Annotated in this window: 24 protein-coding genes and 2 pseudogenes; 11 read left to right on the top strand and 15 right to left on the bottom strand. The window is 67.3% G+C overall.

Annotated features, from left to right (window positions below; translation table 11 throughout):
* The first annotated feature begins 40 nt into the window (after positions 1-40).
* A complete protein-coding gene (locus G6N48_RS09965; RefSeq protein ID WP_085267272.1) occupies positions 41-1,207 on the top strand; it encodes an ATP-binding protein in 1,167 nt (388 codons plus the stop codon).
* Positions 1,208-1,714: 507 nt separating this feature from the next.
* Here G6N48_RS09965 and G6N48_RS09960 read toward each other — a convergent pair.
* The 8 genes and pseudogenes from G6N48_RS09960 to G6N48_RS09930 all read right to left on the bottom strand — a co-directional run bounded on the left by G6N48_RS09960 (position 1,715) and on the right by G6N48_RS09930 (position 7,779).
* Positions 1,715-2,851, bottom strand: a complete 1,137-nt coding sequence (locus G6N48_RS09960; RefSeq protein ID WP_139825580.1) for a hypothetical protein — start codon at positions 2,849-2,851, stop codon at positions 1,715-1,717.
* A 122-nt stretch (positions 2,852-2,973) separates the two neighbouring features.
* Positions 2,974-3,213: a hypothetical protein gene (locus tag G6N48_RS09955; protein ID WP_085267273.1), complete on the bottom strand. Its 240-nt coding sequence runs from the start codon at positions 3,211-3,213 to the stop codon at positions 2,974-2,976.
* 127 nt (positions 3,214-3,340) lie between these two features.
* Positions 3,341-4,438, bottom strand: a complete 1,098-nt coding sequence (locus tag G6N48_RS09950; RefSeq protein WP_161494161.1) for a phage major capsid protein — start codon at positions 4,436-4,438, stop codon at positions 3,341-3,343.
* 221 nt (positions 4,439-4,659) lie between these two features.
* Positions 4,660-5,121 (bottom strand): hypothetical protein, encoded by a 462-nt coding sequence (locus G6N48_RS09945; RefSeq protein WP_085267275.1) that lies wholly within the window; start codon positions 5,119-5,121, stop codon positions 4,660-4,662.
* A complete protein-coding gene (locus G6N48_RS09940; protein ID WP_085267276.1) occupies positions 5,118-5,432 on the bottom strand; it encodes a hypothetical protein in 315 nt (104 codons plus the stop codon). The genes G6N48_RS09945 and G6N48_RS09940 overlap by 4 nt, the downstream gene beginning before the upstream one ends.
* Positions 5,433-5,586: 154 nt before the next feature.
* On the bottom strand, positions 5,587-5,964 hold the full coding sequence (locus G6N48_RS09935; RefSeq protein ID WP_085267277.1) for a hypothetical protein: 378 nt from the start codon (positions 5,962-5,964) through the stop codon (positions 5,587-5,589).
* A gap of 115 nt (positions 5,965-6,079) precedes the next feature.
* Positions 6,080-6,184, bottom strand: a pseudogene (locus tag G6N48_RS28190) (hypothetical protein); the annotation flags it as partial.
* Between the two features lie 146 nt (positions 6,185-6,330).
* Positions 6,331-7,779: a recombinase family protein gene (locus tag G6N48_RS09930; protein WP_085267278.1), complete on the bottom strand. Its 1,449-nt coding sequence runs from the start codon at positions 7,777-7,779 to the stop codon at positions 6,331-6,333.
* A 137-nt stretch (positions 7,780-7,916) separates the two neighbouring features.
* Here G6N48_RS09930 and G6N48_RS28890 point away from each other — a divergent pair.
* From G6N48_RS28890 to G6N48_RS09915, 4 genes and pseudogenes are all read left to right on the top strand, one after another.
* Positions 7,917-8,228, top strand: a pseudogene (locus G6N48_RS28890) (toll/interleukin-1 receptor domain-containing protein); the annotation flags it as partial.
* 33 nt (positions 8,229-8,261) lie between these two features.
* The gene (locus G6N48_RS09925) at positions 8,262-9,350 is read left to right on the top strand and encodes an RDD family protein (RefSeq protein ID WP_408632583.1); all 1,089 of its coding nucleotides are present in this window, start codon (positions 8,262-8,264) and stop codon (positions 9,348-9,350) included.
* A gap of 57 nt (positions 9,351-9,407) precedes the next feature.
* Entirely contained in the window at positions 9,408-9,764 is a 357-nt protein-coding gene (locus G6N48_RS09920; RefSeq protein WP_085267280.1) for a hypothetical protein, read from the top strand.
* A 44-nt stretch (positions 9,765-9,808) separates the two neighbouring features.
* Complete coding sequence (locus G6N48_RS09915; RefSeq protein ID WP_085267281.1) at positions 9,809-10,831, top strand: Rv2578c family radical SAM protein; 1,023 nt, start codon at positions 9,809-9,811, stop codon at positions 10,829-10,831.
* A gap of 2 nt (positions 10,832-10,833) precedes the next feature.
* On the opposite strand, the gene G6N48_RS09910 is transcribed toward G6N48_RS09915, so the two are convergent.
* Positions 10,834-12,432, bottom strand: a complete 1,599-nt coding sequence (locus tag G6N48_RS09910) for a purple acid phosphatase family protein (protein WP_085267282.1) — start codon at positions 12,430-12,432, stop codon at positions 10,834-10,836.
* Between the two features lie 59 nt (positions 12,433-12,491).
* On the opposite strand from G6N48_RS09910, the gene G6N48_RS09905 reads away from it, so the two are divergent.
* Positions 12,492-12,944: a hypothetical protein gene (locus G6N48_RS09905; RefSeq protein WP_085267283.1), complete on the top strand. Its 453-nt coding sequence runs from the start codon at positions 12,492-12,494 to the stop codon at positions 12,942-12,944.
* A gap of 12 nt (positions 12,945-12,956) precedes the next feature.
* Here the strand turns inward: G6N48_RS09905 and ypfJ are convergent, their stop codons facing one another.
* Entirely contained in the window at positions 12,957-13,838 is an 882-nt protein-coding gene (gene ypfJ / locus G6N48_RS09900) for a KPN_02809 family neutral zinc metallopeptidase (RefSeq protein WP_085267284.1), read from the bottom strand.
* A 91-nt stretch (positions 13,839-13,929) separates the two neighbouring features.
* Positions 13,930-14,817, bottom strand: a complete 888-nt coding sequence (locus G6N48_RS09895; RefSeq protein ID WP_179969934.1) for an oxidoreductase — start codon at positions 14,815-14,817, stop codon at positions 13,930-13,932.
* Between the two features lie 61 nt (positions 14,818-14,878).
* Here G6N48_RS09895 and aspS point away from each other — a divergent pair, with 61 nt between their 5' ends.
* Positions 14,879-16,651, top strand: a complete 1,773-nt coding sequence (gene aspS, locus G6N48_RS09890) for an aspartate--tRNA ligase (RefSeq protein WP_139825581.1) — start codon at positions 14,879-14,881, stop codon at positions 16,649-16,651.
* 270 nt (positions 16,652-16,921) lie between these two features.
* On the opposite strand, the gene G6N48_RS09885 is transcribed toward aspS, so the two are convergent.
* Together G6N48_RS09885 and G6N48_RS09880 are read right to left on the bottom strand one after the other, a co-directional pair.
* A complete protein-coding gene (locus G6N48_RS09885) occupies positions 16,922-17,734 on the bottom strand; it encodes an AbiJ-NTD4 domain-containing protein (RefSeq protein ID WP_139825582.1) in 813 nt (270 codons plus the stop codon).
* Between the two features lie 135 nt (positions 17,735-17,869).
* Positions 17,870-19,048 carry a DNA sulfur modification protein DndB gene (locus tag G6N48_RS09880; protein ID WP_085267286.1) on the bottom strand — a complete coding sequence of 393 codons (1,179 nt, stop codon included), beginning with the start codon at positions 19,046-19,048 and terminating at the stop codon, positions 17,870-17,872.
* Positions 19,049-19,697: 649 nt separating this feature from the next.
* On the opposite strand from G6N48_RS09880, the gene G6N48_RS09875 reads away from it, so the two are divergent.
* A complete protein-coding gene (locus G6N48_RS09875; protein ID WP_085267287.1) occupies positions 19,698-20,141 on the top strand; it encodes a nitroreductase family deazaflavin-dependent oxidoreductase in 444 nt (147 codons plus the stop codon).
* 34 nt (positions 20,142-20,175) lie between these two features.
* The gene (locus G6N48_RS09870) at positions 20,176-21,216 is read left to right on the top strand and encodes an FUSC family protein (RefSeq protein WP_085267297.1); all 1,041 of its coding nucleotides are present in this window, start codon (positions 20,176-20,178) and stop codon (positions 21,214-21,216) included.
* Positions 21,217-21,221: 5 nt separating this feature from the next.
* Here the strand turns inward: G6N48_RS09870 and G6N48_RS09865 are convergent, their stop codons facing one another.
* Complete coding sequence (locus tag G6N48_RS09865; protein WP_085267288.1) at positions 21,222-21,611, bottom strand: MmcQ/YjbR family DNA-binding protein; 390 nt, start codon at positions 21,609-21,611, stop codon at positions 21,222-21,224.
* A 96-nt stretch (positions 21,612-21,707) separates the two neighbouring features.
* On the opposite strand from G6N48_RS09865, the gene G6N48_RS09860 reads away from it, so the two are divergent.
* Positions 21,708-22,649 carry a transglutaminase family protein gene (locus tag G6N48_RS09860; protein ID WP_232066586.1) on the top strand — a complete coding sequence of 314 codons (942 nt, stop codon included), beginning with the start codon at positions 21,708-21,710 and terminating at the stop codon, positions 22,647-22,649.
* On the top strand, positions 22,642-23,694 hold the full coding sequence (locus tag G6N48_RS09855) for a zinc-binding metallopeptidase family protein (RefSeq protein WP_085267290.1): 1,053 nt from the start codon (positions 22,642-22,644) through the stop codon (positions 23,692-23,694). Before G6N48_RS09860 ends, G6N48_RS09855 begins: the two co-directional genes overlap by 8 nt.
* Before the next feature lie 63 nt (positions 23,695-23,757).
* Here the strand turns inward: G6N48_RS09855 and G6N48_RS09850 are convergent, their stop codons facing one another.
* Positions 23,758-26,415, bottom strand: coding sequence for a circularly permuted type 2 ATP-grasp protein (locus G6N48_RS09850; RefSeq protein WP_232066778.1), 2,658 nt, complete (start codon positions 26,413-26,415; stop codon positions 23,758-23,760).

Below are 26,415 nucleotides of genomic sequence, written 5' to 3'. Positions count from 1 at the left end.
TAAGGAGCTAGTTTGTAACGATAGAGGAAGGAGCCTCGCCTTGACTGACAAGATTGACCGGCTGATCCAACTCAATACAATCTTCACGCCTGGTGCACCGGTAGCCAGAAAAGATCGGTTTGCGGGCCGCCTCGACCAGCTGATCGACGTGATCACGGCGATCGCGCAGCCCGGGACGCACGTAGTGCTATACGGAGAACGTGGCGTCGGCAAAACCTCGATTGCGAACGTGCTCCATGAATTTCTTGGGCCCCTCGGAAAAAGCACAGCGGTTGCACGAATCAACTGCAGCACCGACGATACGTTCGACCGGGTGTGGACCAGGCTCATGCGAGAGGTCGGCTTCGATATTGATAGAGGCGGCGACGGGCTGGGCCGACTCGACCCGGATTCGATCCGTCAGATACTTCAGCAAGACGTACCCAAGAGCATCTTCATCTTGGATGAATACGACCGCATGGAGGATGCAGAATCGTTGTCGCAGATGGCCGACACGATCAAGGCCCTGTCAGACCACGAAGTAGCTACGAAGTTGATTTTCGTTGGCGTTGCCGATTCGCTGGACGGGCTCATCGGTGAACACGAATCCGTGCAGCGCGCGCTGAGGGAAGTTCCCGTCCCGCGCATGAGCGACAGCGAGCAGGCGCAGATCGTCGATAACGGTCTAAGCCAGGTTGGACTCCGTGCATCGGCTGCCGCAAAGGCTGCACTGGCACGTCTCGCCGAGGGTTTGCCTCACTACGTCCACTTGCTCGCTCTAGAGGCAGCAAGCGCCGCCGTCAGCGACGACCGCAACTTGGTTGATATGAGCGACGTACGCCGAGCAATTGCAAAGGCCGTCGATAAACACACCCTGATGAAGGAGTATCTGCGTGCCGTCCAGAGCTCGCGGGACAGTTTGTACGGGTCGGTCCTGTTGGCGTGCGCCTTGGCCGAGAAAGACCGTCTTGGTTATTTCGCACCGCCGGCAGTCAGGCAGCCGCTGTCAGATGTGATGAAAAGGGATTACGACATCCCAGCCTTCAGTCGACATCTAAAAGATTTCACCGGCTATGACCGCGGATCCGTGTTGAAGCGGGATGGTGTTGAACGGCGGTACCGATACCGCTTCCGCAACCCGCTGCTGCAGCCTTTTACCGTCTTGCACGCCATAAACGAGGGCACACTTCCGGCGAAGTATCAGAGACAGATATTCGGCGGATCGTGAACGCGAGACAGCGCTAACCAGCGCGGGTTGCGATCACAGGGTGTTCACATTTGACACGAACAAGCCACCTCGGCTCGGAAGGTGCAGAAACATTCCCTACCGTGGCTTACGGCAGATATCACGTTGGATGTCTGGCCCAAAATTTGTTCACGTTGTTTCAGGGGGAGTTCACCCGTTCCGGGCGGCTCCTGCGGCCGCGCCACCGGGCAACATTTGACGTCCCTTCGGGTCGGGGTGCGCCGGAACGGGTGCCGGGAACGAGTTCCCGCAAAGGATGGGCTCAAGTGGCGACTGGTCGAAGCATGGGTGCCGTCGACGGGACGGGCCGTTGGGGACTGCGCCATGTTAGCCGGTCTCGTTGCCCTACACCTGCTCAACCACCCACGCCTGCAGGGATGGCCGGATCGAGGTTCCAGCGGATGGGTGAGTGGGCTCGCATCGGGGTTCGGTCAGCGATCTAGCCAGCGCCTCGGTTGACAGCGAGTCAAGCGACCATTCATACGAGGGCTATCCTCTCTTGGCCTTCTCAGGTAACGACTTGTTCGCTACTTCTTTCGCCGCGTCAAGGAGGTCGGGGGGGATGGCAGAGAAATGTTCAACTTTGGACGGGTCACCATACGCAGGTGTCGAAAACACGTTTTTGCCTAACTCAAGGATTAGCCTATCCCGGTTCTCGGGGCTGCTTAACTGCTCAGCAAAGGCTTGGACGGAGTTAACTTGGACTGACGCCGTTTTTGCCCACCGGGCAACTACTCGATGATGACCTGCGTTTCTCGACGCATAAGTTGCCGCACCGATAACCGGCAAAATGATGACGAGGTGTAGCAGCGTTTGAACCCACTGTGAGTAAACCGACTTATACACAATGAACGCACTCATTGCGAGAATGGCCGCAATAAGCAGAAATAGGATTTTATTCCAATCCTTCTCGGACTTCTGTTCATCAGCCGCGATTCGCTGGAAGTGCTCGCCCATGCTCAGGGCACCGCTTTCGCCTGCGGCACGGCGCGCTGCGTCGGCAGCATGACGTGCTTCGATTGCGGACTGAACGGCCGACTCGCGCGCATCCTCCTCGTTGAGAATGCCGCGGAACGTCGCCAACGATTCGTCGAGTTGAGCGGACCATTGCCGCAGAGCCACCGTTTCAGATGGCGTGTTAGAAAAGTTAATTCCGTCGGTCCTCGGGTCGTAACGCATCGTTCCACGACCCTCGCGCAGAAGGAAACTGCTGAGGGCCGAACTCCACTCCACGAAGAATGCGATTACTGACTCTCGTCCCGGAAAAGGCGCAGGCACCGCGTCAGACATGTTGGTCACGATGTAGTAAATGAAATCACGTATGTGCTTAAGTGGCACATACTCGACCAAATATCGTTGATAGCTTTCCTCGCCATTAAATATAGGTGAGGGGGAGTTGAATAACGTGCGTTCAAGACTAAAAAACAGCGATCCCAGAGCGTTTAACTGTGCATTGCCGAAACCGTTAAGCAGTTTATTGATGTTATCCAGCGCATCCACGGCCCCTGGTACTAGGAGCTTTCGGAACAGCACCTGGTAGCGCTTGAGGATCGCCTCAAGCTCTGCTCTTTCGTCGCCCAGGTCCGGGTTGGACGTATACCAAAGTGGTTTGGTTTCAGCCGTCATGGTTGCCGACGATAGCGCGACGATCCCAGCGCGCTACTGCCGTATCAGGCAGCGGGTATGAGAACTGACCCACCGCCGTCGCGTCTTTTCCCGTGGCGGCAGCGAGCTCGGCGTCCGCCCCGTCAGCGCCACCGCCTTGACGGCTTCGGCGCAGTTGTTTTGGGCTGCGCAGGTTCGGTCGGGTCGGTGTCGGACGCCGGTTCGGCGGCCGCGTCGAACAGCTTGGTGAACCCGAGCTTGGTCCACTCTTGCGCGACGCGCGGCGGAACCGCCGCCGTGTCACCAGGCCAGTAGTCGACACCGGCCTGCGTGACCTTAAACGGCTGACGGACAACGACTTTGGCCGTCTTCGCGGCGGTCATGCTGTTGGCAGCCCAGTGACGTGGCAGACAGCGGCCGGGCGCTCGACGGCCAAGTTGAACCGTTCCTCACCCACGAACCGGACGATGTTCGATGTGAAATCGTTGCCGCTGTATCCCATCAGCAGCGTCAGGCCTTCCCGCCAATGCACGCGGCCAATCGCGAGCTGTCGATCAGCAGGCCCTCACCCGCGGGGAACTGCGTCGTGACGAGCGCCGGAACGCCCCACACCGACTTCGCCTCGTTGGCCGTCGGATCTGGTGCGACCTGGTACCTGCCGTAACGGTCCTTCGACCTTCTGATCGCGCTCCATGTGGTCGGGTGGACCACGAAGATGTCCGGCTCGGCCAGGACAGCGCCGGTCCGCATCGTCGCGATACTTAACTCGATGTCGTCGAGCGGCGACAGCGGCGTCGTCCCAGTACCGGCCTGGTGCGTCAAAATGCCTGAGACGCTGGTGAAGCCGGTGATGTTGCTGCCGGTGCCGCTGCCGGTGAGTAGCTGGGCGTTCTCCGCGCTGTAGATCTCGCGGGCAAGGTCCTGAGTCAGGTACTCCTGCCACGATGGCCAATCTCGAACGGATTCCCATGATGTGCCGACGTGGGCGGCCAACTTGGCCATCTCGATGGTGACTTCGTCGGTCTGGGGGACCAGTTCCGGCTTGGGTTGCCCCTCGCCGACGATCGCGGCAGCGCCGGTCGTTCCGTAGTGCCGAATGTAGCGAACGAACGGCGCGTCGCACGGGGTGACCGGCAGCCTTGAGAGCAAGCGGTTCTCGTAGACAGGGCCAACGATGTTCGGGTACAACTCGGGCGGCAACAGGCTGTCGATGGTGCCGTATGCCCGCGATTCGATCCGATAGGACTGGTGCGCCGACAGTGCGGACCACGCGCGCTGCAGCTCGGTCTCGTCGAAGGTGATCGGAGCGATACGACCGCCCATCACCGCACTAGCGCCAGCGGTGACACCGGCAGTGGCCTGCCGCACCCGCGCGGTCAGGTCGTCGCCGTCGCCAATCGCGCGCCGCAACTCTTCGGCCGCGTCCCCGCAGCGGGCCCCGACATCCTTCAGGCGGTCGGTCAGATCGGTGAAGGACCGGGTCTCGGCCTCGGTCAGGTCCTTGCGGCCTTCGCGTTCAGCGCGGGCCACGACGGCGTCGCGCTTGCCGCGTAGGTCGGTGCGCAGCGCGGCCAGGCGGTCGTACTGGGCCTGCAGACGGTTAGACATTAGTCCTCCGGGAAAGTGTTGCGCGCGAACGCGATTGGGCGCGCAAGGATGCGTTGGTATTTGGGGCGCGGATGGCGGCGTTCGCGGTCCTGGTCGCGGCAACGATCCCGTCCCGGCTGGTGAACGCCTGCGCTCGATCATGGCATAGGTCACCGACAAGCGGGCCGCAGACTCGCCGAGCCAAATCGTATGCGTGACGGCGCAATTGCGTGACGCCGCAGTCATTCGGCATCGGGCAGCCCGCTGATCTCCCGCCAGGTCGGCGTGTCGGCGGGGACCTCATGGCTAACGGGGTGCTCATGCAGCCACTGGCGCAGCGGTGCGGCGTCGCGCTCCCGGTTCTCGATTGCGGCGACGATCCGCGCGTGCAGCGCTCGCCACCATCGGGCCGCGGGTCCGGCCTCGCCGTCGGCGGCTTCGAGCGCCGCGACCACGCCGACCCGGTCGGCCAGGCGGCGCAGATGGACGGGCGCGAGGTCGGACAGTGTCACCAGTTCGGGCCGTGGCGGGCTGGGTGATCCGATGCGCCGGTCGAGTTCTTCGGCGATCAACCAGGCCTTGTGGCGCGCCCAGGCCTGCGCTTGCGGGTAAGGCACGTCGTTGCTGATCGCGGCCAGTTCGCGCCCGATCACGAACGCTTCACCGTCGTCCAGGTCGGCCAGTGTCGGCTCCTGGTTGGTCATCGTGGTTGCCTTCCGGATGGTGGTGGTAGTCCCAGACGGGCGAGTTGTCGCAGGTACAGCGCGCGGTGTCGCGCGTTTTCGCGCTGCCGCCTTTCGTCGGCGGCCTCGCTCATGCGGTTCCGCAGCTCGTCGATGTCGACGGGCCGGGTTGGTGTGACGCGTAGCCTGCCGTGGTCGTCGCGCTCGGCGATGTCATGGACGAGGACGCAGGCGTCGTCGTCGCACGGGACCGCCGCGACGGCCAGGGCGGCATCGACCGACGCATGGAAAGCGAACTGGGTGTGCATCGTGCCGTTGGCCGACCAGCGCACGCACAGCAGGCGCGCCGCCCCCGTCTAACTCCGAAGGAGTTCGCGAGGGGCTAGAAGCGGGTCGGGTCGGGTCGGGGTCGTGTGACTGACCGCGTGACTAACGCCGTTACTAACGGTGTCCGTAACGCTGTGACACCCTCGGGGGCAACAGGTCTCAGTCGTCGCCATCAGTGGATGCCTCACCGTTACCACCTGCGCGTTTACGCCAGTCGCGCTGCCGCTGCGCGGTGGCCTCACGGTTGGCAACCACCCATTCCCGTGACTTGTTGAAGTCAAGGTAGTCGTGCACTTGCCAGCCTTGTTCGCCGTCGCGTTCGGCCCGTTCCCATAGCCCGGCGGCGACCAAACGGTCAGCGATCGCAACGCCTTTGCGGCCCGGCACCCAGGTGGCGACGTACCAGGCCGCCACGAACCCGTCGGTCAACTGGTCGCCGCAGTAGGACAGGCAAACCGCCCAGAGGCCCATCGCTTCCAAGGCCGCCTTCCGCGCCTTCTGGTGGCTGTGCAGCTTGTCGTCGAGCTTGGACCACATCAGCGCATCACCCCAGTCGTGTTGCAGCGCAACTGTCGTCGTGCTGTGGCAGAATCTCGGTCGGACATCGACAAGCGACCCAGTTCAGCAGCGAGCTGGGTCGCTTGGCTTTTCGTCACCTGGCCGCACCACCGTTCGGAGCCTTGCGGACTGGTCGCAGTAATTCGGCCAGGCGGGTGCGCTGCTCGTCGGTCAGCGGCGGCGCGGTCGCCAGCGTGCGTTCGACCCAGGCGTCGACGGGTCCTCGTCGTCGTCGACGAAGTAGTCATCGTCGTCGTAGAAGTCGTCGTCGTCAGCCATCGCGCCCCGTTTGATGAGCCGGATTGCCGCCAGGATGCGCGATCCCGGCTTGTCGGGCTCGTTGGTTCACGATGGACGTAGGAAGGTGGTTACTTCGTGCAGCTGGTAACCCAAAGGGGTACAGACGCGTAGGTAACCAGACCGCGTGCGCGGGGAACAAGGTGCGCGTCGTGACCGCGCGCCGCCTGGTCGAGTTCTGCGAGTGCGGCGAAGCGCTGAATCCCGACAACCGAACCGGCGTCTGCGCCGAGTGCCGTTGGGAGGCACGCAACAGGCGGCTGCTCGAAGCCCAGCGCCACCAGGAACAGCGTCGCGCTCCTGGTCCTGCTGGCGGCGGTCGATCGCTGCCAGCTTCGCGTTCACGCGCTCGGTCGCCCGCTTGGCCTGGGGGCCGGTCAGGTCGCCGTCAGCGCGCTCGTCGGCGATCTCGTCCAGGCGCGCGAGCAGGGTGGCCCGTTCGGCGCGCAGCTGCTCGGCCAACTCGGTGTCGTGCAACTCCGTCTTGAGCAGGTCGACCGCGTCGGCTTGGGCCAGGCGACCAGCGAGCAGCTTGTAGACCATCGGCTCCACCTGGTCGGCTCGCACGCTGACACCGCGACAGGTCTTGCAGGCGTATGCGATCCGCTTGTCGATCGTGCGGTGCCCCGACAGGTAGCCGCCGCAGCCCGGCTTGCCGCATTGCAGGATGCCGGTCAGGGTGTGGCAGCGGATCGCGCGGCGACCACGGTTGCGGGCGTCGAGCTTGGCCCGCGCCGCCCGCCAGGTGTCCTCGTCGATCAGCGCGGGCCATGTTCCCGGACCGACGATTTCGTCGTTATGGGCGCGCAGGCCAGCGTTACGGGGCTTACGCAAGAACGATGACAGCTGCGCCGGTGTCCACGGCTTGCCCTTGATCGTGAGCACGCCCGCGGCGTTCCAGGCCCGCGTGACGTCGGTGATCGACCCGCCGGCCAGGACCGTCCGGTACGCCTCGGCGACCAGCGGGGCGGTCTTGGGGTCTGGCTGGCGCGTGTCGCCCAGGTAGCCGAAAGCCCGCGTCCACTGCGGCAACCCGGCCTCCGCTTTCTGCTGGGCGGCGCGGCGCTGGCGCTCCGATTTGTGCGCTGACTCGTTGAACGACACCGACCCCAGGATGGTCGCGAGCATCTTGCCGGTCGCCGTCGACAGGTCGAACTCGCCGCCGTTGACGGTCCGAATCTCGACGCCGGTCGCCAGGTCGAGTAGGCGCACCAGGTCCTTCAGCGTGCGATACAGGCGGTCGGGATGCCAGCAGATCAGCGCGTCGACCTCGCCGCGCTTCAGGCCGTCGAGCAGCGCTTCGAAACCGGGCCGCACCCGGCCGGAGAAGGCCGACAGGTCGTTGTCGTCGAAGTGCTCGACGACCTCCCAGCCAAGGCGCTCGGCCAGCGCGTTGCAGTCGTCGAGCTGGCGCTGTACGCCGAGCCTTTCGCCCGACTTGTCGAGGCTGATGCGGGTGTAGATCGCCGCCCGTCGCGGCGTGGTTGCTTTCGTCATGCCTGAAACGTACTTAACGGGGCCGCCGCCAGCCTTGAAGAAAGACGTGCGAGGCCGCGATCGGCCGTTTTGCGGGCAGCCTGAAAGACCGCGTCTAGGCTTGCGGGGACTGGGCGTAGTGAGAGGTTGGACTGGCCATGACGGTGTTCGTCAGTTACTCCAGCCGCGACAGGGACGCGGTCAAAAGTCTCGTGCAGAATCTGCAAGACGCCGACGAGCAGGTGTGGATGGACCAGCGCCTGGCCGGCGGCGAGGCATGGTGGCGGGCAATCCTCGAACAGATCCGCGGCTGCGATGTGTTCGTCTTCGCGCTCTCACAAAACTCCATCGAGTCCAAGCCGTGCCAGGCCGAGCTGCAGTACGGGCAGGCGCTCGGTCTGCCCATCCTTCCCATCCAGGTCGGCCCCGTCGACAGCATGCAGCTCAACCCGCTGGGGGCGGTGCAGGCGATCGATTACCGCCTCCCCACGCCCAGCACGGCCATGCGGATAAGTGCGGCGCTGCACCGGGAGCGGGCGCGGCGTCACCCGCTCCCGGAACCGCTGCCCGGTGAACCACCGGTGCCGTTCGAGTATTTGATCCGGCTCTACACAATCATCTCGAACCCCGAATATCTGAGCCCGCGCGACCAGGCCGCCCTCGTGGCTCAACTGCAGGTGGGGTTACGAGAAGACGGACAGCACGAGGCCGCCCGCAACGACATCATGACGATGCTAAGGAAGCTGCGCGACCGCGAAGACGTCACCTATCGAACACGAACCGAAGTAGAAGCCATAGTCGCCGCCATCGACACGGAGTCGCTCAAGCAGCCACCGCCTATCACTACCGACACCGCCACACCAGTTGAGTCTGCGATCATCGACGACGCCGCCAAAGCTTCCTCGGACACCATGGCGCCGCCGGAGCGACTCGCGCCCGCGTCCGGGTCGACCATTATCGACGGCCCGGCAGGTGCCACGGGTACACCTGAATCAGCGGTGCCGACAGAGGTTGCGAATTCCACCGGGACCCCGCTCCACGGAAGCGATCAATCCTTCGTGGACATCGGCGGTCAAGATGCCCGGCAGAAGCCCACCGCTGAGCCGAAACCGCCGCCGTCGCGCCAGAAATTGACGATACTGCCACCGACATCACCGGGTCGGCGTGTCGAGGCCACCTTAATTGATGCCTTTCCAATTTTGATCGTGTACGGCATCGCCGGCGCCATCGCAGAGTACTTAATTGGGAAGTTCTGCGAACCATATGTCGGCGGCTTCAAGACGGTGTGCGGTGGGCACGTGACTGCAACGGGGCTGGCGGCCATAGTGATCGGCTTGCTAGTGGCACTGGCGTACTCGGTCTGGAACTGGGGCTACCGACAGGGCACGACGGGCGCAACTATCGGCAAATCCGTGATGAAGTTCAAGGTGCTCAGTGAGGTGACCGGCGAGCCCGTCGGGTCCGACGCGGAGAGGACCATCAAGGTAGCTGTGTTGGCACTGCTGGTGCTTCTGCCGCTGAGCGGGCTCGTAATCGAAGCGGCCGCCCATATCGCGGGTCCCAACTATCACAACCCCGTCCACCCGTACTGAGCAAGCCGGGTGGCACTTTGGCTGAAGTGTTCTTCAGCCAACCGATGCCACCATGTGATGAAGACCTTCTGGGGGTGGCGCGACCAGCAGCTGCCCGACGGGACTGTGCTCTGGCGACTGTCCGACGGCTCAACCTACGTGACCACCCCGGGCAGCGCGTGGCTGTTCCCGCAGTTGTGCGCGCCGACTGGGCCCGCGCCCCGGTGGGCGGCCGAGCCCACCGGGCGGTGCGGGGAGCGCACCGCGATGATGCCCAAACGCAAACGCACACGGGCCCAGAACCGCGCCCACTACATCGCCACCGAACGCCGGCACAACAGGCAGGCGCGCCAAGTCCCTGAGAGACAAACGGCGACATGTGATTTCGGGTGTTCCGGCATCGTGGGAGACGACGACGACCCGCCGCCCTTCTAGGCGCGCGGACTTGACTTCGTATCGAACTAGTGTTCGAATAAAGCATGCGCTGGGCGAATCAGGCCGTCGCGGTCAACGGCAGGCCGGTCGAGGACGAGGCGCTGCCCGGCTTGCAGCGGATCGGACTCGTCCGCAGCGTGCGCGCGCCGCAGTTCGAGGGCATCACGTTCCACGAGGTGCTGTGCAAGTCCGCGCTCAACAGGGTGCCGAACGCGGCCGCGCTGCCGTTCACCTACACGGTCAACGGCTACCGGGGCTGCTCGCACGCCTGCCGCTACTGCTTCGCGCGGCCCACGCACGAGTACCTGGACCTCAACTGCGGCAACGACTTCGACAGCCAGGTGATCGTCAAGACCAACGTCGCCGAGGTGCTGCGCCGCGAGTTGCGCAGGCCGTCGTGGCGGCGCGAAACCGTCGCGCTGGGCACCAACACCGATCCTTATCAGCGCGCCGAGGGCCGTTACGCGCTGATGCCGGGCATCATCAGCGCCCTGGCTCAGTCGGGCACGCCGATGTCCATCCTGACCAAGGGCACGCTGCTACGGCGCGACCTGCCGCTGATCGCCGATGCTGCGCAACGGGTTTCGCTTTCGGTGGCGGTGTCGCTGGCTGTCGGCGACCCGGAACTGCACCGCGACGTCGAGCCCGGCACCCCGACGCCACAGGCGCGCCTGGGCCTCATCGCGGCGATCCGCGACGCCGGCCTGGACTGCCATGTGATGGTCGCGCCGGTGCTGCCGCACCTCACCGACTCGGCCGAGCACCTCGACGGGCTGCTCGGCCAGATCGCCGACGCCGGCGCCACCGGGGTCACGGTCTTCGGCCTGCACCTGCGCAGTTCCACCCGCGGCTGGTTCATGGAGTGGCTGGCGCGCTCGCATCCCGAGCTGGTCGGCCGCTACCGCGAGCTGTACCGGCGCGGCGCCTACCTGCCGCCGGACTACCGCGACATGTTGCGGGCACGCGCCGCACCGCTGATCCGCAAGCATCGGCTGGCCGGCGACCACCGGCCGTTCGCGCGGGCAGCCCCGGCTGTCGCGGAGCCCGCCCAGCCGACGCTGTTCTGACGCTAGGCGGTCCTGTCGCGGCGCGGCTTGGTCAGCGTGAACTGCTCCACCACGGTCACCTCGCCGAACGGACCGCTCAGCGCGTAGTGCGTGGCCTTGATCGAGGTGTTGCCGCCGGGTGAGCCGGGGTCGACGTCGAAAGCGACGAAGCCGTAGGGATTGTCGCGGTCGCGAAACGCCGACCACGGCGCATCCTCGATGACGTAGATCGGCTTCTTGCGCCCGATCGCGGGGTCGTAGTCGCCGACGGCGGTCAACACGCGACACCTCGGCTGCGGGAAGAACATGCCGTTGGAGGGCAGCGAGGTGCCGCCACCGCCGATGACGAGGTGCACCGTTCCCCGGCTCGCGTCGACGGTGCCGTTACCGGTCGCGACGGGTATCGGCGTCCGCGTGTCGGTGCCCATCGCCCCGCGCAGCGGATGCGACCGCTCGTAGTGGTGTTCGTGGCCGCACAGAACCAGATCGACGTCGTACTGGTCGAACAACGGCAGCCACTGCTCGCGGATACCGAGGTCGGCGCCGTTGGTGCGGTCGGCGGTCGAGATCGCGGTCTGGTGCATGCAGACCACCACCCAGTCGACATCGGGGTCGCGTCGCGCGGCCGCGAGTTCGGTTGCCAGCCAACGCTTCTGCTCACCACCGGAGTAGCCGTGCACGTAGAAGTTGCCGCCGTCCTGAAAGCACACGTCGTCGTTGGCCAGGCTGATCACCCGCACCGACCCGGCCGTGAACGAGTACCACAGCCCGCGAAACTGCGCGTCGGCCCCGGAATCGGGCACCGCGAAGTAGGTCTGGTAGGCCGCGTAACCGACCGGCCCGTTGCCCAACTCGTTCTCGTGGTTGCCGGCCGCCGGCATCCAGGGGCGGTACCGCGCCGACCGCGTGTTGTTCTCGAACCAGTCCGACCACGTCCGGACCCGGTCGTGCGCGAGGTTTGCGTAGCACAGGTCGCCGTTGACGAGGTTGAACAACGGGCCCAGCCGCTCGATCGCCAGCGTGGTGTCGGCGGCGGCGGGCGACCCGATGTTGTCGGTGCCGTACCTGCCGTCGGGCAGCTTCTCCAGGGCGGGCGTCGACTGGTCGCCGAAGCTGGTGAAGCGCAACGGCTTGCGTCCCTGCGGTGCGGTCCGCACCGTCCCCTGCGCGGGGTCGGTGCCGTCGTGCACAGCCGCGTAGACGTAGTCGGTGTCCGGGGTGAGGTTCGTCAGGCGGGCGTGGTTGACGCGGACCTCGGTGCCGGACTTGGCGTCGCGGTAGGTCCGTGTCTCGGCCGCGACGGTGCGCCCGAAACCGGCGGCGGGCGTGCCCAGCATCACCCGCGGGTTGGCGACGGCCTCGGTGGTGTGCCAGGAGACCACCACCTCGGTGGCGGCGTTGCTGCCGTACTGCAGGTGCAGGCCCACGACGGGCGGCGCGCCGTCGCGGTCCGGCTGGTGCCACAGCGCCGGGGCGCCGGCGCGGGTCCAGAGCAGCACCGCGCCGCCCCCGATTCCCGCCCCAAAGACCGTCGACAGGGCGCCTGTCGTCAGCAGCCTGCGGCGGCTGAACCCCGGCGCCTGCGGGCCGGTGACGCGGGCGGGTTGCGGATCGTCGCTCATGCATGCTTCATACCCCGAGCCGGACAACCGCGCGTAACGAGTTCGGTAGCGTTTGCGACATGACGAACGTGCGAAAGGTGACCCGCGGGATCGCGACGGCGGCGGCCGCTGTGGCCGCTTTGGCCATGCTTTCCGTTGTCACGCCCGCGACCTCGGATGCCGACCCCGCCGGCCACCAGGTGACCTACACGATCACGGCCACCGGCAACCTGACGGGCAACGTGCGCTACATGGACAGCGATCCGCCCAGCCAGGCGGCCTACGACAACAACTCGTCGCAGTACATGAAGTCCGTGCAGACGGCGTTCTCGGCCGGGCAGCCGCTGACCTACACCACCACGCTCGCGGACCCCGGCCAGTGGGCGATCGTCACCGCCAGCGGCGGGTGCCACTGGCCGGACTGCGACTCCGGCAACACCCCGCAGATCCAGTGCCAGATCGCCGTCGACGGCCAGGTGGTGGTGACCCAGAGCGCCACCACCGGGGTGACGTGCTCGACGCGGCGCTGGTAGCGGCCCCGGTGCTCAGTTGAGGTTCGTCGCGTCGAACGTGTCGCATTTGTTCGGGTCGCCGCTCTGGTAGCCGACGGTGAACCAGTGCTGGCGCTGCTCGGAGGAGCCGTGGGTCCACGACTCGGGATTGATGTGGCCGGTCGCCGACTTCTGGATGCGGTCGTCGCCCACCGAAGCCGCGGCCGAGAGGGCGTCGGAGATGTCCTTGTCGCTCAGCGGCTCCAGATAGGGCACGCCGGTGCTCTCCTGCTTCACGGTGGAGGCGTAGTGCGCCCAGATACCGGCGTAGCAGTCGGCCTGTAGCTCGGTGCGCACGCCGTTGCCGCCGGCCCCCTGCGCGCCCTGCTGTGCCCTGCCGAGGTAGCCCTGCAGCTGCTGCACGTGGTGGCCGTATTCGTGGGCGACCACGTACTCCTGGGCGAAAGGCCCGCCGCTGGAACCGAATCTGTCGACCAGCTCCTGGAAGAAGTCGGTGTCGAAGTAGGCGGTTTGGTCCACCGGGCAGTAGAACGGCCCCACCGCGGTGGTCGCCGGGCCGCAGCCGGTGTCCACCTGCCCGGTGAACAGCCGCACGTGCGGGCGTGTGTAGCGCGGCATCAGCTGATGCCACACCGCGTCCACGGAGTTGCCGGTCGCGATCACGCGGCACTGCACGTACTTGTTGGCGTCGGCCCCGGTCTTGCACTGGCTCAGGTCGAAGCCCGGCGCCGCGTCGTCGCGGGTGTCCATCGGCTGCTGACTGACGATGCCGCCGGGGTCGACGCCGAAGAACAGCGCCAGGAAGATGATCAGCAGGCCGCCGACACCGCCCCCGAGCGCGATCCGCATCCCACCCATCCCGCCGGACGATGACGCCGTGCTGGTGTCGATCTGCATGCCCTCGTTGAAGGTCATCGCATGCTCCTAAAGTTGCGGGGTCGCGGCGGGGGCGTGCTGGCGGGGCCGACGCTGTCGCGCAGGCGGAAGCGGGAACATGGCGCTAAATCTAGCCCGGACCGTCGCCGGCCGCCGCCAGCAGCGGCACGACGACATCGCTGATGGGCGTCGCCAGGCCGCGGGCGCGCCCCTTGCGGATGATCACCCCGTTGCGGATGTCCCACTCCATCCGCCGGCCGTTCTCCCGGTCGGTGAGGATCGAGGTGCCCATGTCCTCGGGGGCCCGGCGGAACAGCTCGGCCAGCTCGTCGACGATGCCGTCGGGCAGCCGGGCGCCCTCGGCCCTCGCGACGGCCAGGCACTCGGCGACGTACGCCCGCGCCAGCGCGGCCACGTCGTCGCGGCGGAACATGCCTGACCGGCGCCCGGAGAGCGCCATGAGACCGGCCAGCGCGTTGACCAAGAGCTTGCGCCAGGCCGCGGTGACGAAGTCGGGGTCGCAGTCGGCCCGGCAGCCGGCGCCGCGCAGCAGCCCGGCGATGGTCTCCGCCGAGGGCCCGCTGGGCAGCACTATCGCGGCCTCGCCGCGCAGCCGCACCCATCCCTGGGGTTGCGTCTCGGCCGAATACCAGACGATGCCCGGCACCACCGGCGACGACGGACAGTGCGGCTGGACCTGCTCGACCTGCTCGACACCGTTCTGTAGCACCACGACGATGGTGTGTTCCGCGCACAGCGGGGCCAGCCAGGCGGCGGCGTCGTCGTTCTGGGTCGCCTTCACCGCGAGCACCACGACGTCGGCCGGCCCGGTCACCTCGCCGGGGTCGGTGCGCACCGGCCCGGGCACCACGATGGGGGCGGCGCCGTCGGGCCGCAGTTCGATGGCCGCGCGGGGCGTGTGACCGCACACCGTCACCGAATGCCCGGCCTTGTAAAGCAGGGCGGCGATGGTCGTGCCGACGGCGCCGGGACCGACGAGTGCGATGTTGGTGGCGATACGGACGAAATTACACGGCCGCCTAGACTGGGCACTCGTTCGATACCAAGCCAAAGGGAGTGTGTTTGTGCTGCGCAGCCACGCCGCTGGTTCGCTGAGAAGTAGCGACGCCGGGCAGCAGGTGACATTGGCCGGTTGGGTGGCCCGCCGCCGCGACCACGGCGGTGTCATCTTCATCGACCTGCGCGACGCCTCCGGGGTCGCCCAGGTGGTGTTCCGCGAGCCCGACGTGCTGGCGCAGGCGCACCGGCTGCGCTCCGAGTTCTGCGTCGCGGTCACCGGCGCCGTCGAGATCCGGCCGGAGGGCAACGCCAACGCCGAGATCGCCACCGGTGACATCGAGGTCAACGCGGCGTCGCTGACCGTGCTCGGGGAGAGCGCTGCGCTGCCGTTCCAGCTCGACGAGCCCGCCGGTGAGGAGCTGCGGCTGAAGTACCGTTACCTCGACCTGCGCCGCGACGGGCCGGCAGCTGCACTTCGGTTGCGCGCCAAGGTCAATGCCGCCGCGCGCGCGGTGCTGGCGCGCCACGACTTCGTCGAGGTCGAGACGCCGACGATCACCCGTTCGACCCCGGAGGGGGCGCGCGACTTCCTGGTGCCCGCCCGGCTGCACCCGGGCTCGTTCTACGCCCTGCCGCAGAGCCCGCAGCTGTTCAAGCAGCTGCTGATGGTCGCCGGCATGGAGCGCTACTACCAGATCGCCCGCTGCTACCGCGACGAGGATTTCCGCGCCGACCGCCAGCCCGAGTTCACCCAGCTCGACATGGAGATGAGCTTCGTCGACGCCGAGGACATCATCGCGATCTCCGAGGAGATCCTCACCGCGTTGTGGGAGTTGATCGGTTACCGGATCCCGACGCCGATCCCGCGGATCAGCTACGCCGACGCGATGCGCCGCTTCGGCTCCGACAAACCCGACATGCGGTTCGCCCTCGAGCTGGTCGAGTGCACAGACTTCTTCTCCGACACCACGTTTCGTGTCTTCCAGGCGCCCTACGTGGGCGCGGTGGTGATGCCCGGCGGCGCCTCGCAGCCGCGGCGCACACTGGACGGCTGGCAGGAGTGGGCCAAACAGCGCGGCCACCGCGGGCTGGCCTACGTGCTGGTCGGCGACGACGGGACGCTGAGCGGTCCGGTCGCCAAGAACCTCTCCGACGCCGAACGCTCTGGCCTGGCCGCCCACGTCGGGGCCAAGCCCGGCGACTGCATCTTCTTCTCCGCGGGACCGGCGAAACCGTCGCGGGCCCTGTTGGGGGCCGCGCGCGGCGAGATCGCCGCGCGGCTCGACATGATCGACCCCAAGGCGTGGGCGTTCGTGTGGGTCGTGGACCCGCCGCTGTTCGAGCCCGCCGACGACGCCACCGCCGCCGGCGACGTGGCCGTGGGCTCGGGGGCGTGGACCGCGGTGCACCACGCGTTCACCTCGCCCAAGCCGGGCCATGAAGAGGCGGTGGACACCGATCCCGGTGGCGTGCTCGCCGACGCCTACGACATCGTGTGCAACGGCAACGAGATCGGCGGGGGCTCCATCCGTATCCACCGCCGCGACATCCAGGAGCGGGTCTTCGCGGTGATGGGCCTCGATCACGCCGAAGCCGAGGAAAAGTTCGGATTCCTGTTGGAGGCGTTCACCTTCGGCGCCCCGCCGCACGGGGGAATCGCGTTCGGATGGGACCGGATCAACGCGCTGCTGTCCGGTGTCGACTCCATCCGCGAGGTGATCGCGTTCCCCAAGACCGGCGGCGGCGTCGACCCGCTGACCAACGCGCCGGCGCCGATCACCGCCCAGCAGCGCAAGGAGTCCGGAATAGACGCCAAGCCGGAGACCAGCTAACGTGCTCACCTGCACGTTAGCTGCGATCAGGTGCTCTCGGTACGCAGTGGGTACGCAGTGGTCCGCCCCCGCGCTGCGCCTACGGTCTCGGCCAGGGTCGCAAAGCCGGCGCCGCCGAGCTGCTCGGCCTGGCCGCCCGCATCTACACCGCCCCGTCGACCGAGCGGGCCGCGCTGGCCGACCAGGTCATCGCCTGCGCCGTAGCCCTGGGCGGCGCACCGGAGGCGACGGCGGCCACCGAGGTGTCCACACAGTGACCGGGCTGCGGCGCTACGGCTTTGCCTGCAACGTCGTCAGCAGGTTGACCATCGCCGAGCAGGTGACGAGGAAGTACTGCGCCAGTTCCGGAGTCGCCGGCACGCTGCCGGGCGTATCCGCGTGCCGGATACCGCTGCTGTCGCTGGTGAATCCGTAGATCGCTTTCCAGCCCTTCAACAGCGCCGGATGCACCGACCCGGTCTGTTTGGCGATCTCGTCGAGAGCGGCGCCCAGCACCGCGGACGGCTTGCCGGATGCGTCGCGCGCCGCCGACTCGACCGCCGAGATCGACTCTTTGATCGAGTTCGCGTACTGCGGATTGTCCCGATTGGCGAACAGCTGCACAGCTTTTTCGAGGTGCTGGCGCACCGGGGAGCCCGCTGGTTTCGCGGCCGCGTCCCGGATCGACTGGAGTTCGTTCTCGTCGGTGATTTCAACGACGTGGCCAGCCACGATCCGGTATCCGGCGCGGTTGAGCTCGAGAACGCTGTTCAGCAGCTTCAGGAGCTGCGGGTAGTAATCGGGTGTCTGGCTCGCAATGAACTCGAGCAGGTCGTAGACCTCGTACCATTCGCCCTCGCTGATGACCAGCTTGACCTGGTAACCGACCTTTCGCTCGTCATAGCTCTCGGCGGGAAAACCGAAGTGGTGCCACCAGAAACTTTGTAGCGAGTAGGGCGCGGGTTGGGCGAACGGCTTGAATAGCTCGTGAAAAAGCACATTCCATAAATCAGTCCGGAGCCGTTCGTCCATGCTCTCGAGCTGTACTGGCTCAGGGATCGGTGTTAAGCCTTTTCGCTGGGAAAAGGTAAAGGGGCGTGGCATTTTCAGCTGGTCTCTTTCTGATCGGTTGTTGGTATCCGGGCATCTTCGGGGTCGTGGCCCGCGCCATCGCGCTCACCCGGCCGCCGCTGCCCTGATGAAGAAGGAGCCCGGCCTGGCAGGCCGGGCTCCTTCAATTCAGCTCGCTGCTACTTCGGCGTCCCGGATGTGCCGGATCGACTTGTAACCCGGGTCGGACGGCTCGGTGAGAGCCCGGTAGGTGGCGTAGCCGTTCTCCTTGCCGGAGCCCACCGAGAACGCCCCATTGGGATTGAGCTTCCCGGCAATCCCCGACCAGTGCGAGCCTGCTGACCAGTCGATGTCCGAGTTGCTGAGCAGGGCCTTGGCCTTGAGCTGGGCGTCCACGTCGCCGGTGTAGAACGGCCGGCCGAGCGCACCCAGCGCCGTGCTGACCGGGACCGCACGCAGCACCAGGCTCTTGTCCTTGAACGCCGTCACACCGCAGGTGGAGAACACGTGGCCCAGCCAGTTGGCGGCGACCGACTCCAGCTTCTTGAAGTCGACCGGCTCCTTGTCGATCGTGGTGGGGATCGTGCCCGCGCCAAACTGCACCGCGCTGACCCCGCGAGCGATGGCCGCAACCATCGCGCGTGCCGCGACCACCGTCAGGACGGCCGAGCTGTTGGCCTTGACCTGCCTGGACTGGTCCTCCAGCTCGATGTTGAGCTCTGCGAACACCTTCCGGGTGGTCTCCATCCACTGATCTTCGTAATCGTGGCCGACCAGCAGCGCCGCGTTGATTCCCACGCCCAGGCCGTTGGTGTCCCGGAAATGCTGCGCGGCGCGCTCGACCGAGATGCCGTCGTAGAGCTCGATGATGACCGGGATGTTCATCAGCGCCTTGCGCCGATCCGGATCGTCCTCGACCAGGATCATCGTTTCGAGGCAGAATCCCCGCGACTCGCCGTCGAGGTAGAACCCGAGGTTCGTCGGGTCGTGCTGGTAGGTCATCACCGGGTCGTTCTCGTCGCCGGCCAGCTCCAAGGAGTCGGGAAGCCAGATGATGAAGTTCCACACCGGACCTGTCCACTGCCCATTGTGAGTCAACTTTCGGCCGACGTAGGCCGGCAGCTTGGTCTTGGCGTTGGTGGCCTTGGCGCCCGACATGTCACGCTGGACGAGGTCCCGAATCGGCCGAATCTCCTCCACCACATGCTGGTAAGTCGGAGACGGCTTTTTCGCGACCAGTTCGGTGACCGGCACCGTCAGCGCACGAAGGTCGGTGAACGTTCCCGTCATGATCTTCGGGGCGTCGGTGCCTCCTGCCGGCATCGCCTGGATAATCGTCTTGAGCATGATTTAACTCTCCTTCGATTTGAAGGAGGGCCCGCACGTTCGGTAGACTCAGCTCGCTACAGCAGGGGTCTACCGCTTGTGCGGAACCTCCGTTTCAGAAGCCCGGCCGGTCGGCCGGGCTTCTTCTTTTTACACCCCAGATCTTCTAATCGCAACCTCAGGGTATGCCCCGAGTATCGCGTGTCGTAACTCGAGGATGGTTTATCGCTGCAGGGACGGGGTTCGAGTTTCGTCGCCAGCTGCTCTCGAGGCCGCTGGGGAGCAGCTCACCGCAGGTCATCGAGGGAATCCGCCGCATTATGCAGCGCGGCGGGCCAGCTGGCGCGCACCGGCGGCGGTGACCTCGACGTCCCCCCGCGGGGACGAGAAGCACGTACTGCTCGACGCGGCCGTCGGCCATATTGGTCGCCGGTCACCTTGGCCCCCTGTTTGATGCTTGGATCGTGGTGTGAAGATTTGGCGGCCGCTGGACGCGCTTCTGATGTGCGGGTACGCAGCGGGAACGAAACACTATTTTTCAACGTTTCCGGCGGCCAGCAGTCTCAACGCTGTGGCCAGGGATTGCGTCGCGGGACCATCGCGGCTACGCGATACCAACGCCGGGTACGCAGTCCGGAATAGACGCCAAGCCGGAGAAAGTTGAGCGGGCATGACCGAGATTCCAGACACGGGCACCATCAACGCGTTCAACACCGGCATCATCGACGAATTCCGTTCCAACGAGGGCAAGGTCGGCGGGCAGTTCGAGGGCGCGAATCTGCTGCTGCTGACCACGACGGGCGCCAAGTCCGGCCAGCCGAGGGTGAACCCGCTGGCCTATTTCCGCATCGACGGCAAGCTGATCATCATCGGGTCGTTCGCGGGCGCGCCCGTCAGCCCGGCCTGGGTGCACAACCTGCGGGCCAACCCGGCGGCGCACGTGGAGCTTGGCGCCCCGCAGGGGGTGCAAGCGTTCGACGTCACCGCCCGCGAGTTGCCGGGCGCCGAGCGCGACGCGCTGTTCGAAAAGGTCGCGGCCGCGGCGCCGGGCTTCGCCGAGTACCAGTCCAAGACCAGCCGGGTGATCCCGCTGTTCGAATTGCAGCCGAACTAGGCCCGGGCACCCCGTGACCCCGGCGCCGCGGACCATGCGCTCTGCGGCGTACGCGGGGGCGGTGACCCACTTCAAACGCCTGCGGGGGCGGTGGTTCAACCTCCTGCAGACCTCGGTCGCCTCGGGTCTCGCCTGGTACGTCGCCCACGACGTGTTGGGCCACCCGCAGCCGTTCTTCGCGCCGATCGCCGCCGCGGTGTGCCTGTCGATCACCAACGTCCTACGGGCGCAACGCGCCATCCAGATGATGATCGGCGTGACCCTGGGCATCGGAATGGGCACCGTGGTGCAGATCCTGTTGGGGACGGGTCCGGTCCCCATCGGCCTGGCCGCCCTGATCGCGCTCTCGGCGGCGGTGCTGATCGAGGGCGGCTACCTGGGCCAGGGGATGATGTTCGCCAACCAGACCGTCGTCTCGTCGATCCTGGTGCTGGCGCTGTTCCGCCGCGGGGTCGGCTGGGAACGCATCGACGATGCCCTCATCGGCGGGTTGCTGGCGCTGGTCTTCGCGGTGTTGCTGTTCCCCGCCGACCCGTTGAAGGTGCTGGGCCGCGCCCGCGTCGGCGTGCTGGCGATCCTGCAGGTCGTGCTGTCGCACACCGCCGAGATCGCCGCCGGGCGCCGCGAGGCCGCCTCCGACTGGCCGCTGTCGGTCGTCGACCGGGTGCACCAGCAGGTGGGCGGGCTGATCAGCGCGCGCGCCACCGCCCGTCAGGTGGTCCGCGTCTCACCGCGACGGTGGGGACTGCGCGGCGCCGTCGACGCGGCCGATCACCAGGCCGTGCACGTCGCCCTGCTGGCCGGTTCCGTGCTGCAGCTGGCCCGCGTCGTCGCCCCCGCCGCCGACGGTTGCGACAACCGGCCGCCGCGGGCCCTGCACACCGTGCTGGTGGTGCTCGCGGCCGCCACGGCGCTGGCCGACACCGACCCGGCCGGGGCCTGCGCCTATACCGCCGCCGCGCGCCAGCACGTCGTTGAGCTGCAGTCGAATGCGCACGCCCGAGCCGAGGTGGTGCTCGCCGACGTGGTCGCGGCCTGCGTCGACGACCTGCAGCGGGTGATCGATCTGCGGTAGCCGGCTCACCGCGAGTCGGCCAGGAACTCCTGGACCAGTTTCTTCGGCGCCTGCGTCAGCCACGCCTCGGTGATCAGCTCCTCGAGGTCACGGGCCGCGATCCGGGCCAGCCTGACCAGCACCGCGGGATAGCCGTCGAAGTGCGGGGTGGTGAAGTAGACGGTCGGCTCGTCGGCGATCAGCGCGAACTTGACGCCCTCGTCGGACACCCGGACGCCGAGGATGTCGCCGTCGGGCGGCTCCGTGCCGTCGCGCGTCAGCGCCTCGCGCTCGGACGGGCGCAGCGGGCGCTCCCACGCCAGCAACTTCTTGCCGACCCGCCAGTCGCGCGGTGACGGCTCCGAGGTGAGTGCCAGCTCACCGACGATGCGGGCGACGTCGTCCCACGTGGCCACCCATTGATTGTGCTCCCGCAAAGCGCGCTTGGCGCCGGATCGGCGGACCCCGCGAATCCGGCCCCGGTGTGATGTGATCAGCGGTGAGGAGGAGCCTTGTCGAAACCCTTGTCGGACGCCGAGGGCGGCGTTCCCCGCCGCCACCGGGTCACCCACCGCACCGAGTACCGGTATTCCGACGTGGTGACCAGCTCGTATGGCCGCGGTTTCCTCACCCCCCGCGACTCGCTGCGCCAGCGCTGCATCACTCACCGGCTGACCGTGGACCCCGCCCCCGCCGACAGCTCCACCAGCCGCGACGTGTACGGCAACATCAGCTCCTACTTCCACGTCACCGAGCCGCACCGGACCCTGATCGTCACCAGCGACTCGATCGTCGACGTGTACCCGCCGCCGCCCGAGCGGTACCGCAGCGGGCCGGCCGTGCAGCCATGGGAGGCGGCGCGCCCCACCGGCCGCAGGGGAGCGCTCGCCACCGAGTTCACCCTGGACCTCAACCCGCCGGAGATCACCGACGAGGTGCGCCGGTACGCGGCGCCCAGCTTTGCGCCGGGACGCCCACTGGTCGAGGTGCTGCGCGACCTGGCGACGCGGATCTTCAACGATTTCACCTACCGCTCTGGGTCGACGACGATTTCCACCGGGGTCAAGGAGGTTCTGGCGGCGCGAGAAGGGGTATGTCAAGACTTTGCCAGGCTGGCAATCGCCTGCCTGCGAGCCAACGGTCTTGCGGCCAGCTACGTGTCGGGTTATCTGGCCACCGACCCACCCCCTGGAAAGGACCGGATGATCGGCATCGACGCGACCCACGCCTGGGCCGCAGTGTGGACCCCTCAGGAGCCCGGCCAGTTCGAATGGCTGGGGCTCGACCCCACCAACGACCAGATGGTCGACCAGCGCTACATCATCGTGGGGCGGGGCCGCGACTACGCGGACGTGCCCCCGCTGCGCGGCATCATCTACACCAATTCCGAGCGCAGCGTGATCGACGTCGCGGTGGACGTCGTCCCCTTCGAAGGTGACGTGCTGCATGCGTGACTTCCACTGCCCCAACTGCGGGCAACGGCTGACGTTCGAGAACTCCACCTGCCTGGGGTGTGGCAGCGCACTGGGATTCTCCCTCGAGCAGATGGCCCTGCTGGTCATCACGACGGGCGACGAGGGCGAGCACGCCGGGTTCGTCAGCGCCAGCGAATACCAGCTGTGCGTGAATCGCCATCTGGCCGAGTGCAACTGGCTGGTGCGCAGCAACCCGGGCGGACTGTGCGCGTCGTGCGTGCTGACCACGGTGCGGCCCAACGACGCCGACGCAGCGGGGATGACGGAGTTCGCGCGGGCAGAGGCGGCCAAGCGGCGCCTGATCGCCGAGCTGCACGAGCTCAAGCTGCCGATCGTCGGCCGCGACGAGGATCGCGACCAGGGCCTGGCCTTCCGCCTGCTGTCCAGTGCGCACGAGAACGTGATGACCGGCCACGAGAACGGCGTCATCACACTGGATCTGGCCGAGGGCGACGACGTGCACCGCGAGCAGCTGCGGGTCGAGATGGACGAGCCGTACCGGACCCTGCTGGGGCACTTCCGCCACGAGATCGGGCATTACTACTTCTACCGCCTGGTCGCCCCGTCCGATGAGTACCTGGCCCGGTTCAACGAGCTCTTCGGCGATCCGGACGCCGACTACCAGGCGGCGCTGGACCGCCACTACAGCGAGGGCGCCCCCGAGGGCTGGCAGGAGAACTTCGTGTCGTCCTACGCCACCATGCATCCCGCCGAGGACTGGGCCGAGACGTTCGCACACTACCTGCACATCCGCGACACCCTGGACACCTCGGCATGGTGCGGCCTGGCGCCGGCGTCGGCGACCTTCGACCGGCCGGCCTTGGGCCCCAGCGCATTCCAGACGATCATCGACATGTGGCTGCCGCTGTCGTGGTCGCTGAACATGGTGAACCGGTCGATGGGCCACGACGACCTGTACCCGTTCGTGCTGCCGGTCGCGGTGCTGGAGAAGATGAAGTTCATCCACACCGTGGTCGACGAGGTGACGTCGGAGGCCAGGGGACCCGCCGCGATAGCGGGCTGAGTGGGCTGAGCGGGCCGGGGCGACGCCGCGAGTCAGGGCTCCGGCGTGACGCGCCGCGGTCGGTCAGGCGGGCATCACGCGCCGTTCGTCGGGGCCCCACAGCGGCTGCATGCCGCCGGGCAGCGCCAGCTGGGTGGTGGTGATGACCTCGGCCAGGTCGCGCAGCTCGACGTGTACCGTGTCCAGCAGCTCCGCGAGCTCGGCGCGCAGTCCCTCGTCGCTGACCATCTCCAGTTCGCCGGGGTGCGACCGGCGCAGCAGCGTGTTGATCTCGTCGACCAGCCGCTCCGGGCGCGACGAGCCCGACGAGCCGGGCAGGTCCTTGAGGTGGGAGCGCAGCCGTTCGAGCTGATACAGCAGCGACCGGGGATTGGTCGGGTCGAAGAGCATCAGCTCGGCCATGGCGGCGACGCTGACCGTGCCGACCGTGCGACGCCGGTAGCTGACCGACGACTCGAGCGCCACCAGGGTCGACTCGATGATCGTCTGTTCGGCGGCGGGGCTGCGCACCGTGGTCAGGGTGGCGTGCAGCAGCCGGGTCAGCCACAGCGCGCGCTCGATGCGCTTGCCGATGTCCATCATCGTCCAGCCCACGTCGCGCACCATCGACTCGCCGGCCACCCCCGACAGCGTCAGCATCCCGGACAGCGTCTGCGCCTGCGCCCACGCGAGCGAGGCGTCGGCCTCGGCCAGGGAGTCCGGCGGGTCGGGATGCAGGGCGAGGGCGCGCTCGACCGCCGCCAGCACCATCCAGGTGTCGTTGGACATCTGGTCGCGCACCGCCCGGGCCGCCAGCGCCAGCCCCTCCACCGCCTGCACCAGCGACCCGGGACGGTCCGGGTCCACCGTCAGCGACCACAGCGTCGAGGGGGCGACGGCGATCATCTCGGCCTGGTCGCCTTCGGCACCGGTGTCGGTGCCGGTGATGCGACCCAGCGCGGCCATCAGCACCGGCACGCACTCGCTTTCCTCGGTGTCCTGCTGATGCCGGTAGACGTGGAAGCGGTCGCGCGCCACGATCAGCAGCCGGGCCATGTTCTCCGCGCGCTCGCCGTAACGCCCGATCCAGAACAGGTCGGACAGCACGCGCGGGGAGCTGACGCCCCAGGTGCCCGCGGCGGTCTTCACCGGCGGCGAGACCGACGGCAGGGTCACCGTCTCGGTGCGCGCCCGCTCGGTGGGGCGAACCCAGATATCCTTGGCCGCGACGGTATTCAGGGTGTATGCGGCGGTCCCGTGGGCCAGCACGTAGCCGACGCCGCCGATCATGGGCGCATACCCGCTGCGCTGGGCGACCGTGAACAGCCGCATGCCGACGCCCGCCGAGGACAGCGCGCCAGCGTGATCGGTTGGCGCCGACGAGAATTGGGGCAGTTCCTGACCTACCCACTGCCACGGCATCTTCTCGACGCAAGCGGCCAGCCGAGAGCGCTGCTGCGACGAAAGATTAGGCCCGACAAAGGTTTTGCCACCGACGGTGGATTTCACCAGCAGTGACGACAGATTCGCCAGCAGGTGTGAGCGCTCGGCGGCGATGCCGCCCCAGTACACCGGGGCGGTGCGCAGCAGCGGGGCTTCCCCCAGCAGCCGCTCGGCCAGCTCGGGCAGGAAGCGAAGCAGCCCAGGGCTTTCCAGGATGCCGCTGCCCAAGGTGTTGACCACCGTGACCGTCCCGCGGCGCTGCGCCTCCACCAGCCCGGCCACCCCGAGCCGGGAGTCGGCGCGCAGGTCCAGGGGATCGGTGTACTCGGCGTCGACGCGGCGCAGGACGACGTCGACGCGTTTGAGCGTGCCGAGCGACCGCATCCACAGCTTGCCGTCGCGCACCACCAGGTCGGCGCTCTCCACCAGCGGGAAGCCCAGCAGCGTCGCGAGATACGCCTGGTCGAAGGCGGTCTCGGAGTAGATGCCCGGCGTGAGCACCACCACGACGGGGTCCTGGGCGACGTCGGGCGCAGCGTCGATCAGCGCCAGCCGCAGCGCCTGGGCGAACGGTGTGGTGGGTCGCGGCGCGATCCGCTCATAGAGGTCCGGGATCGAGTGCGCGACGACGCGCCGGTCGGCCAGCGCGTAGCCGGCGCCCGACGGCGCCTGCGTCCAGTCGGCGTTGACCCGGAACGTGCCGTCCGCCCACCGGCTGACGTCGCAGGCGTGCATGAAAAGTTGGTGGTGGCCGGGCCCTTCGATGCCGTTGGCGGCCCGCACGTAGCCGGGGTGGGCGAACACCAGCTCGGGGGGCAGCAGGCCCTCGGTGAGCAACGAGCGCGGCCCGTAGAGGTCGACGAGCACGGCGTCGAGCAGGCGCGAGCGCTGCACCAGGCCGTCCTCGAGCACCTGCCAGTCCGCGGCGGAGAGCACGATCGGCAGGGCGTCCAGGCGCCACGGCCGCGGCTCCAGGGCGTGGGCCCCGTCCTTGGTCGGCTCGACTTCGGTGTAGCTGATGCCGTCGTTGTCGATCAGGCCGTGCACCACCGAGCGCAACCGGTCCAGGCCCGCCCTGCCGCGCTCGGCGACGGTGTCGGCCAGCTCGGACCAGGCGGGACGGATGCTGCCGTCGTGGTCGACGAACTCGTCGTAACCGATCCCCGGGCCGTCCCGCAGGTCGAACAGGGCCTCCTGCGCGCGCGCTGACTTATAGCCGGCCAGCAGGCGGTCGGCGTCGTAGCGGCCGCCGCTGGTCGTCGAGCCCGGCCCGGTCGCTCCGCCCGTGCCGAACGTCAT

The organism is Mycobacterium parmense, from assembly GCF_010730575.1.
GTDB classification, from domain to species: Bacteria; Actinomycetota; Actinomycetes; order Mycobacteriales; family Mycobacteriaceae; genus Mycobacterium; species Mycobacterium parmense.
Note: the sequence above shows the minus strand (reverse complement) of the source record. Positions and strands in the feature narration are given on the sequence as shown.

Coding starts and splice junctions, on each gene's coding strand:
- ypfJ (WP_085267284.1), bottom strand. CDS start 13,838: ATGACCTTCAACGAGGGCATGCAGATCGACACCAGCACGGCGTCATCG.
- G6N48_RS09960 (WP_139825580.1), bottom strand. CDS start 2,851: ATGACGGCTGAAACCAAACCACTTTGGTATACGTCCAACCCGGACCTG.
- G6N48_RS09855 (WP_085267290.1), top strand. CDS start 22,642: ATGCGTGACTTCCACTGCCCCAACTGCGGGCAACGGCTGACGTTCGAG.
- G6N48_RS09930 (WP_085267278.1), bottom strand. CDS start 7,779: ATGACGAAAGCAACCACGCCGCGACGGGCGGCGATCTACACCCGCATC.
- G6N48_RS09885 (WP_139825582.1), bottom strand. CDS start 17,734: ATGCCACGCCCCTTTACCTTTTCCCAGCGAAAAGGCTTAACACCGATC.
- G6N48_RS09925 (WP_408632583.1), top strand. CDS start 8,262: ATGCGGATAAGTGCGGCGCTGCACCGGGAGCGGGCGCGGCGTCACCCG.
- G6N48_RS09850 (WP_232066778.1), bottom strand. CDS start 26,415: ATGACGTTCGGCACGGGCGGAGCGACCGGGCCGGGCTCGACGACCAGC.
- G6N48_RS09915 (WP_085267281.1), top strand. CDS start 9,809: ATGCGCTGGGCGAATCAGGCCGTCGCGGTCAACGGCAGGCCGGTCGAG.
- G6N48_RS09955 (WP_085267273.1), bottom strand. CDS start 3,213: ATGACCGCCGCGAAGACGGCCAAAGTCGTTGTCCGTCAGCCGTTTAAG.
- G6N48_RS09870 (WP_085267297.1), top strand. CDS start 20,176: ATGCGCTCTGCGGCGTACGCGGGGGCGGTGACCCACTTCAAACGCCTG.
- G6N48_RS09880 (WP_085267286.1), bottom strand. CDS start 19,048: ATGCTCAAGACGATTATCCAGGCGATGCCGGCAGGAGGCACCGACGCC.
- G6N48_RS09905 (WP_085267283.1), top strand. CDS start 12,492: ATGACGAACGTGCGAAAGGTGACCCGCGGGATCGCGACGGCGGCGGCC.
- G6N48_RS09875 (WP_085267287.1), top strand. CDS start 19,698: ATGACCGAGATTCCAGACACGGGCACCATCAACGCGTTCAACACCGGC.
- G6N48_RS09945 (WP_085267275.1), bottom strand. CDS start 5,121: ATGACCAACCAGGAGCCGACACTGGCCGACCTGGACGACGGTGAAGCG.
- G6N48_RS09910 (WP_085267282.1), bottom strand. CDS start 12,432: ATGAGCGACGATCCGCAACCCGCCCGCGTCACCGGCCCGCAGGCGCCG.
- G6N48_RS09920 (WP_085267280.1), top strand. CDS start 9,408: ATGAAGACCTTCTGGGGGTGGCGCGACCAGCAGCTGCCCGACGGGACT.
- G6N48_RS09950 (WP_161494161.1), bottom strand. CDS start 4,438: ATGTCTAACCGTCTGCAGGCCCAGTACGACCGCCTGGCCGCGCTGCGC.
- G6N48_RS09935 (WP_085267277.1), bottom strand. CDS start 5,964: ATGTGGTCCAAGCTCGACGACAAGCTGCACAGCCACCAGAAGGCGCGG.